At 44.4% G+C, this 347-nt stretch carries 1 pseudogene; it reads left to right on the forward strand.

Going from position 1 to position 347, the window contains the following annotated elements:
- Nucleotides 1-347: pseudogene (locus tag PGQ33_RS16700) on the forward strand (CD1108 family mobile element protein); the annotation flags it as partial.

Here is a 347-nt window from a genome sequence, read left to right on the forward strand (position 1 = left end):
AAGAAAGCGGCGAAGGTGTTTACCGGCTGGAACAGAGAAGTGCCAGACGCAGGAAACAGAGGGCATCCAGAAAAAGAAGCAGACTTGAAAGACAGGCAGAGAAACAGACACAGGCTGCAGCCCGTCAGGAGCAGAAGAAACTGAAAAAACAGATTCAGAAGCAACAGATCAAACGGGATTATGCCAAAGCGAAGAGAAGTGAACAGACAGTAGGAACAGCTACAAAAGGTACGATTGATTATATCAAGAAGATTGGCGGCAAAGTCACCAACTTCTTTAAAGAAAACCGGAAGGTGTATATCAGTGTAGCAGTTCTGATCGGATTGATGTTTCTGATCATAACGAAT

This window comes from Coprococcus sp. AM100_B19A, from assembly GCF_027662015.1.
GTDB classification, from domain to species: domain Bacteria; phylum Bacillota; class Clostridia; order Lachnospirales; family Lachnospiraceae; genus Allocoprococcus; species Allocoprococcus comes.